Here is a 6075-nt window from a genome sequence, read left to right as displayed (position 1 = left end):
TTGCCCACCCACGCCGAGCCGTACGCCTTCGGCGAGACGAGCACCAGCACGCCCGCCGAGCGCTCGATCGCGGCGCGGATTGTCGATTCAAGCGGATCGCCGCCGCGGAACTCGCGCGAGTCGATCGTCAGTTGCGTGTCCAGATCGGCGAGCGCGCTGCGCAGACGGCGGACGATGCCGTCGTCGCCGCTGCTGTGCGAGACGAACCAGGTGGCGGAAGCGCCTGGCGTTTGGCCTGCGCTTGCTGAATCGTTCTTTGCCATCGAGGCGCTCCCCTCTCGTTGTTGGCTTCGGTTCTGCAAGCGGAGAGTGTACTCCGGCTCCTTGCGCGGCGCCGCGATGGGTCGCGTGGCTGCGCGTGCGGCAGTCAGCGCAGTCAGCGCAGCCGGCGCGGAATTGTCGTCAGCCCTTGACTTCGGTGGCAGGAAGTGCCCTGAAAACGTCCAGGAAAATGATCACGAGCAGGCCACGATGCCCGACGCGAACGCGAACGCGAACGGGCGAGATAGCCAGTGGATAGGCGAGAAGCGGGCAACGCTGCAGACTGCTCGCGCAGGAAATTCATTTGTCAGCTCCGAGTACGACCTCCGAGTACGACCTCCGAGTACGACCTCCGAGTCGAACGACCCTCCACGAAGCTCAAGCTTCGCTCAACTCCTCAGATAACTCGGGATGCCCGACGATCAGCCGTAGCAGGCACAAGACCGCCCCTGGCGGCTGGAACCGCCCTTGTTCCCAGTCGCGCAGCGTCGCCACCGGCGTTCCGATGCGCTCGGCGAAGGCCGCTTGCGTCAGGCCCGACTGCTGCCGCGCCTGGCGCACCAGGATCTGTTCGGGCGTCGTGACACGCCCCATCCCTTCCCGCGCTTCGGCGAGCGCCTGCCGCAGATCGGGCAGCGCTTCACCCGCGTCGGCCTCGATCGCCGCTGCCACCTTGTCGACGTCCATTCTCGTGCTCTCCATATCACGTCACCTTGTCGATTTCCGAGGGCCGCATGCTGCTGCGTTCCGCCTTGCCATACGCCGCGACCAGCAGCACCACTCCCTGCTCGGTCAAATTGAAGTAGATCACCCGCGCCCCGCCTGACTTGCCGGACCCGGCACGGCGCCAGCGAAGCTTGCGTGCGCCTTCCGCCCCGGGGATCACGTCTCCGGCCAGCGGATTGGCGGCAATCCAGTCGATCAAGGCCAGCCGCTCGTCCTCGGACCACAGCTTCTCGGCCTGTTTCTGGAACGTCGGGGTTTCGATCACCGCACGCGTGACTTGCACTATACGGGTCGCCCGTACCCTGTCAAGGACGATCAACCCAGGAAAGGCGTGCAGCGCCTGGCGCGCAACGCTTGTTGCGCTGCCACGCCGCGACGCGTTGCGCCATCCTGTACCCCGTGCCTTGGACAAGGCCGCGACGCGACGGCGGCAACTGCGCGAATCGCCCACCCACTATCGGTACGGAAGCCTGGCGCCGAGCCGTTCCGGCAAGGTGCGGAAGAGCGGCCCCGCGCGATGCGCAGCTTTGCCGGATCGTCAGCGACGGATTCAAGGAACACGCCATGAACCGGCCAGATGAAGCGAGCAGCGCTGTTCCTGAGGCTTCCCCGTGTCGAGCGAGAGAGGACTTCCAGCGCAAAACAAGTGCGCGCTCCCGGGTGCAGCAAGGAGAAACCCTGCCGTAGCAGGCTTACTTCCTGGTCCTTGGTCAAGCGTGTCTCCGGCTGCGCAGCAGCCGCAGGCCGCATGGAGAGCGCAGGGATCGCTGATGCAGGCGCCGTGCCTGGTCACAGTTCGGGTAAAGGTCGCCGTCGTGTTGGTACGCTTCCTGCTGCGAGGCTCGGCCACACTCGCATTGAACACCGCGCTGCCGCTGGAGGCGCAGCGGCTCGGCCCCCTGGAAGAGAAAGCGGCGCCCGTCGTGCAGCAGTTCCCACGGCAGTCCGCGCAGCAGCGTGCCGGCTGCGCGCGCGAGCACGGCCAGACCGGACGGCGTGCCCGGGTCGACGGCGGGGTCGGCTTCGATCGACAAGCGGCGCGCCTGGCGCGCCTTGCCGGCACTGGCGACGCCGGCCGAGCTCCAAGCTCGGGCGATCGAGTTCCCAGCTCTGTGGGTCGAGCCCGAAGCTCGACCAGTCGAAGCTCGCCGCTCGGACGTTCGAGCTCCAAGCTCCGAACAGCGAGCTCAAAGCTCGGGAGATCGAGCGCAAAGCTCGGAGGGTCGCGTTCAAAGCTCGGCGGGTCGCGTTCGCTGCTCGACCGATCGAGTTTGCAGCCGATGAAGCGGAGATCGCATCCCGACCGACCGATACGCACCCCGGAGTAGAGAGTTCGTATCCCGCCGAGGCGGCTCCGGCGGCGGCCGCCTACCCGGGCCTCAGCGGCCGGCGGCGGCCAGGCGCTCGAGCAGCAGGACGATTTCGGCGGCGAGGTCGTAGGTGAGCCCCGGCGCGTCGGCGAGCGCCACGCTGCGCTCGCCGGCGACGATGGCGCGCAGCGCGGCGACGAACGGCGGCAGCCAGGCGGGGGCGTCGGCGTTGTGCTGGCCAGTTCCCCGGCCAGTTGCGCGAGCAGTGCGTCGGCGCTGGCGCTGTCGCCGGCGAGAAGCAGGCGGGTGATTTCCGCCGCCAGCGGCCCGCCGCCGCTGTGGTTCTCGCCGCCGTCGCGGCGGTAGGCGAGGAACGCCTCGCGCGCCTGCCGAGTCGCCTGGCGTGCTTCGCTGCGCCGGCCGAGGCGGCGCAGCGTATCGGCAAGGTTGCTGCGCGCGCGGCCTTCGCCGGCCGCGTCGCGCAGCGCGAGGTAGCGCTCGGCTGCCTGCCGAGTGTGCGTCACCGCGTCCTCCGGGCGGCCGAGAACGTTGGCGTAGAGGTTGCCCAACTGGAGCAAGGTGCTCGCCTGCCCGGCGACGTTGTTGCACTGCACCTCGATCGCCAGCGACTGGCGGTACGCGTCTTCGGCGGCTTCGCCGTTGCCGGCGTCCTGGTGGACCATGCCGATCTGGTGCCAGGCGACGGCGACCGTCGCCGCTTCGCCGAGCGCCGCGAAGCGTTCGCGCGCTTCGCCCCACGCCGCGAGCGCTTCCGGGAAGCGGCGCTGCCGCAGGCGGACGCTGCCCAACTGGCCTTTGCCGACCGCGATGTCGCGTTCGGCGTGCTCTTGCTCGGCGAGGGCAATCGCCTGTTCGTACGCCTGCGCGGCTTCGTCGAGGCGGCCGAGGTCGACCAGGCAGTCCGCCTGGTCGGTGATGCAGACCGCCGCCATGCGCGCCGCGCCACCGCCGGGTGCGCGCGCTTCAACCGCGGTGAAGCGCCGCTGCGCTTCAGCGAGCGGCGACAACGCGGCGCCGGCGTTCCCGGCCATCCCCAGCGTGCGCCGGACGACCAAGCACGCCAGCGCCAGGTCGTAGTCGGCGTCGGCATACGCCGCGTCGCCGGCCGCCAGCACGCGCGCGTGCAAGCGCTTCGCCGCCCTGGCCGCGCACGACGGCGTAGCGTTCGCTGGCGAGCATGCGTTCGAGTTCGAGCAACTCGCGGCTGCGGCCGACGAAGCCGTGCGCCGGTGGGTCGGGCAGCTTGCCGAGGCGTTTCTTGAGGCGTGTGCGCCAGTCTGCCAGCGTCTGCCGGCTGGGCGTGCTGCGGAAGAGTTGCGGGTCGTCGCGGTCCTGGTAGAGCACGGGGACGAACCAGTCGTGCAGACGAAATTCGCCGATGCCGAAGACGCGCCCGCGTGCCGGGTTGTCTTTCAGTTCGCGCTGGCCGGCGAGCATCGCCGAGCCGACGCGTTCGCCGCGGCTGAGCGCGCGGTAGAAGGCTTCGACGAAACGCCGCGCGGTTTCGACGAGCACGCTGTGGCTCATGGCGACGACCGAGCCGACGCCGGTCTTGAGCAAGGCGCTGGCGACCGATTCGTTGGCGCTTTCGGCTTGCGCGCTCTGGCACGCTTCGAGGAAGACGAGCGCGATGCCGTATTCGCGCAGGAGCGCGCCGAGTTCGGGCGAGGGGACGTTGGCGTGCCGGCGCCGGCCGCGCGGGCGTACGTCTTCCGGGTCTTCGAAGCAGAGCGCGCCGAGTCCGGCGTGCCGGTCGTAGACGCCGTGCCCGTCGAAGTGCAGCACATGGTAGGGCTCGCCGGCGCGCGCTGCGCGCTCGAGTTCGTCGCGCAACGCGGGCAGCGTCGGGGGGGTGAGCAGGCGCAGTTCGACCTGCCCGGCGAGCGCTTCCATCGCCTCGACCAGCGGCCTGGCGCTGGCGCGGTGGTCGAGGTAGTCGCAGGCGTCGTCCTCCGGCCGCGGGCTGGCGAGCAGGACGCGGATCGGCGTGGCGAGAACGGCAACCGGCGCCGGGTGTTCGTTCGGCAGCCGCCGGCGGACACGCACCGGCTCGCCGCCCTGGAAGAGGAAGCTCTGGGCATGCGTCTGTGCGGCCAGGAATTCTCGATTGACCTTCCGGGTCGAATCCGGGAAGTGGCCACTCGCTGCCGGAGATATCGCGTCGGGCACTATTGCCTCTGGTCTGCGAGCGATTCGATTGGCGCAGCGCGATGGGCGGCTGGCAGGAAGGCGGCTGCCGCAAGGCGTTGGCACAGCTCGCGCGGCGCCAGGTCAGCGAACTTCCGGCCGCCGGTGCCGGATTCACGTCGCACCGGCCAGCCACGCTGAAGGTGCGAGTGCTCTGCGTCAGTGGGCCATCGGATTCATGCAATTGCCCCGTTCCATTTGACCGGATGCACGCTTATAGGCTATTTTCGGCGGTTTCCGGCGAAACGCGCCGATGCTCAGGAGCAAGATCAGTGACCGCAGGCAACAGCGAGCCGTCATCCCAGGAAACCGCCGACTTGCACGCACTCAAGTTTGAGGAGGCGCTTGCCCAGCTTGAGCAGATCGTCGAGCGCATGGAAGGCGGGCGCCTGCCTCTCGACGAGTCGCTCGCCGCTTACCGGCGAGGCAGCGAATTGCTCAAGTTGTGTCACCAGCAACTCAGCGACGCCGAACGCCAGATCCAGATTCTCGATAATGGTAGCTTGCGCGACTTTTCGGTCAGCGGGAGCGAGGCGCGATGAGCGGTGCCGACGGCCTGGCGCCAGACTGCGGCGAGCCGTCATTCACGGACTGGATGCGCAGCGTCCAGATGCGGGTGGAAGCCAGCTTGGCGCGCTGCCTGCCCTCCGGCGAGTCGATTCCGGCCCGGTTGCACCAGGCCATGCGCTACGCCAGCCTGGGCGGCGGCAAGCGGGTTCGTCCTTTGCTCGCCTTTGCCGCAGGCGAGCTGAGCGAAGCCACCCCGGACAGGCTGGACGTGGTGGCCTGCGCGGTCGAGCTGATGCACAGCTATTCGCTCGTCCATGATGACCTGCCGTGCATGGACAATGACGTTCTCCGACGCGGCCGGCCGACCTGCCATGTCGAATTCGACGAGGCGACCGCACTGCTCGTCGGCGATAGCCTGCAGTCGCTGGCCTTCGAGATTCTCGCGCGCGGGCTGCCGGACCTCGGCGAGCAGGCGCTCGAAATGATCCGTCTGCTCGCCCACGCCAGCGGCTCGTGCGGGATGGCTGGCGGGCAGTCGATCGACCTCGCGGCAGTCGGCCGGAGTCTCAGCCTGCCCGAGCTGGAAATGATGCATGCGCTGAAGACGGGTGCCCTGATCAGGGCTGCCGTGCTACTCGGTGCGCTCTGCGGCCGGGCATTGAGCGAAGGCGAACGCGAGTCGCTCGACCGGTTCGCCAAACGGGCGGGTCTGCTCTTCCAGATCGTCGATGACATCCTGGATTGCACATCCAATACGACAACGCTGGGCAAGACCGCCGGCAAGGACGCGGCAGCCGCCAAGCCGACTTACGTCAGCCTGCTCGGCCTGGAGCGAACGCGCCAACTGGCGGATGACCTGCAGCGGCAGGCGATCGAGGCGCTCGGCGTCTTTGCCGGGCGCGGTCGCCGCCTCGTTGAACTGACCGACTTCATCACCCGGCGCAAGTTCTGAAGTGCGCCGCTGCCGACCGCTGCTTGCCCACCCCAGGTTTCCACGCAGGATGAATCATCGATGACCCGTTATCCTCTGCTCGACACGATCAGCAACCCGACCCAGGTC

General features: G+C 68.7%; 7 protein-coding genes. 2 read left to right on the top strand and 5 right to left on the bottom strand.

Translation table 11 applies throughout. The annotated features are described in order from the left end of the window. The 5 genes from RKP46_RS07545 to RKP46_RS07525 all read right to left on the bottom strand — a co-directional run. Nucleotides 1-263, bottom strand: a 263-nt coding sequence (locus RKP46_RS07545; RefSeq protein ID WP_311106077.1) for a toll/interleukin-1 receptor domain-containing protein, incomplete at its 3' end; no start/stop codon positions are given. A 376-nt stretch (nucleotides 264-639) separates the two neighbouring features. Further along, complete coding sequence (locus RKP46_RS07540) at nucleotides 640-948, bottom strand: helix-turn-helix domain-containing protein (protein ID WP_311106076.1); 309 nt, start codon at nucleotides 946-948, stop codon at nucleotides 640-642. Nucleotides 949-964: 16 nt separating this feature from the next. Beyond that, a complete protein-coding gene (locus tag RKP46_RS07535; RefSeq protein WP_311106075.1) occupies nucleotides 965-1252 on the bottom strand; it encodes a DNA-binding protein in 288 nt (95 codons plus the stop codon). Nucleotides 1253-1537: 285 nt separating this feature from the next. Continuing rightward, nucleotides 1538-3250, bottom strand: coding sequence for a tetratricopeptide repeat protein (locus RKP46_RS07530; protein ID WP_311106078.1), 1713 nt, complete (start codon nucleotides 3248-3250; stop codon nucleotides 1538-1540). A 58-nt stretch (nucleotides 3251-3308) separates the two neighbouring features. Next, nucleotides 3309-4487, bottom strand: a complete 1179-nt coding sequence (locus tag RKP46_RS07525; RefSeq protein ID WP_311106074.1) for a CHAT domain-containing protein — start codon at nucleotides 4485-4487, stop codon at nucleotides 3309-3311. Between the two features lie 335 nt (nucleotides 4488-4822). Here RKP46_RS07525 and RKP46_RS07520 point away from each other — a divergent pair, with 335 nt between their 5' ends. Beyond that, a complete protein-coding gene (locus RKP46_RS07520) occupies nucleotides 4823-5047 on the top strand; it encodes an exodeoxyribonuclease VII small subunit (protein WP_409194114.1) in 225 nt (74 codons plus the stop codon). Continuing rightward, nucleotides 5044-5967: a farnesyl diphosphate synthase gene (locus RKP46_RS07515; protein WP_311106072.1), complete on the top strand. Its 924-nt coding sequence runs from the start codon at nucleotides 5044-5046 to the stop codon at nucleotides 5965-5967. The genes RKP46_RS07520 and RKP46_RS07515 overlap by 4 nt, the downstream gene beginning before the upstream one ends. Nucleotides 5968-6075 lie beyond the last annotated feature (108 nt).

The sequence above is a fragment of the Accumulibacter sp. genome (assembly GCF_031732815.1).
Classification (GTDB): Bacteria; Pseudomonadota; Gammaproteobacteria; order Burkholderiales; family Rhodocyclaceae; genus Accumulibacter.
Note: the sequence above shows the minus strand (reverse complement) of the source record. Positions and strands in the feature narration are given on the sequence as shown.

Bases quoted from the DNA above. Each gene is read 5' to 3' on its own strand.
- RKP46_RS07540 (WP_311106076.1), bottom strand. From the start codon at position 948: ATGGACGTCGACAAGGTGGCAGCGGCGATCGAGGCCGACGCGGGTGAA.
- RKP46_RS07530 (WP_311106078.1), bottom strand. From the start codon at position 3,250: ATGGCGGCGGTCTGCATCACCGACCAGGCGGACTGCCTGGTCGACCTC.
- RKP46_RS07515 (WP_311106072.1), top strand. From the start codon at position 5,044: ATGAGCGGTGCCGACGGCCTGGCGCCAGACTGCGGCGAGCCGTCATTC.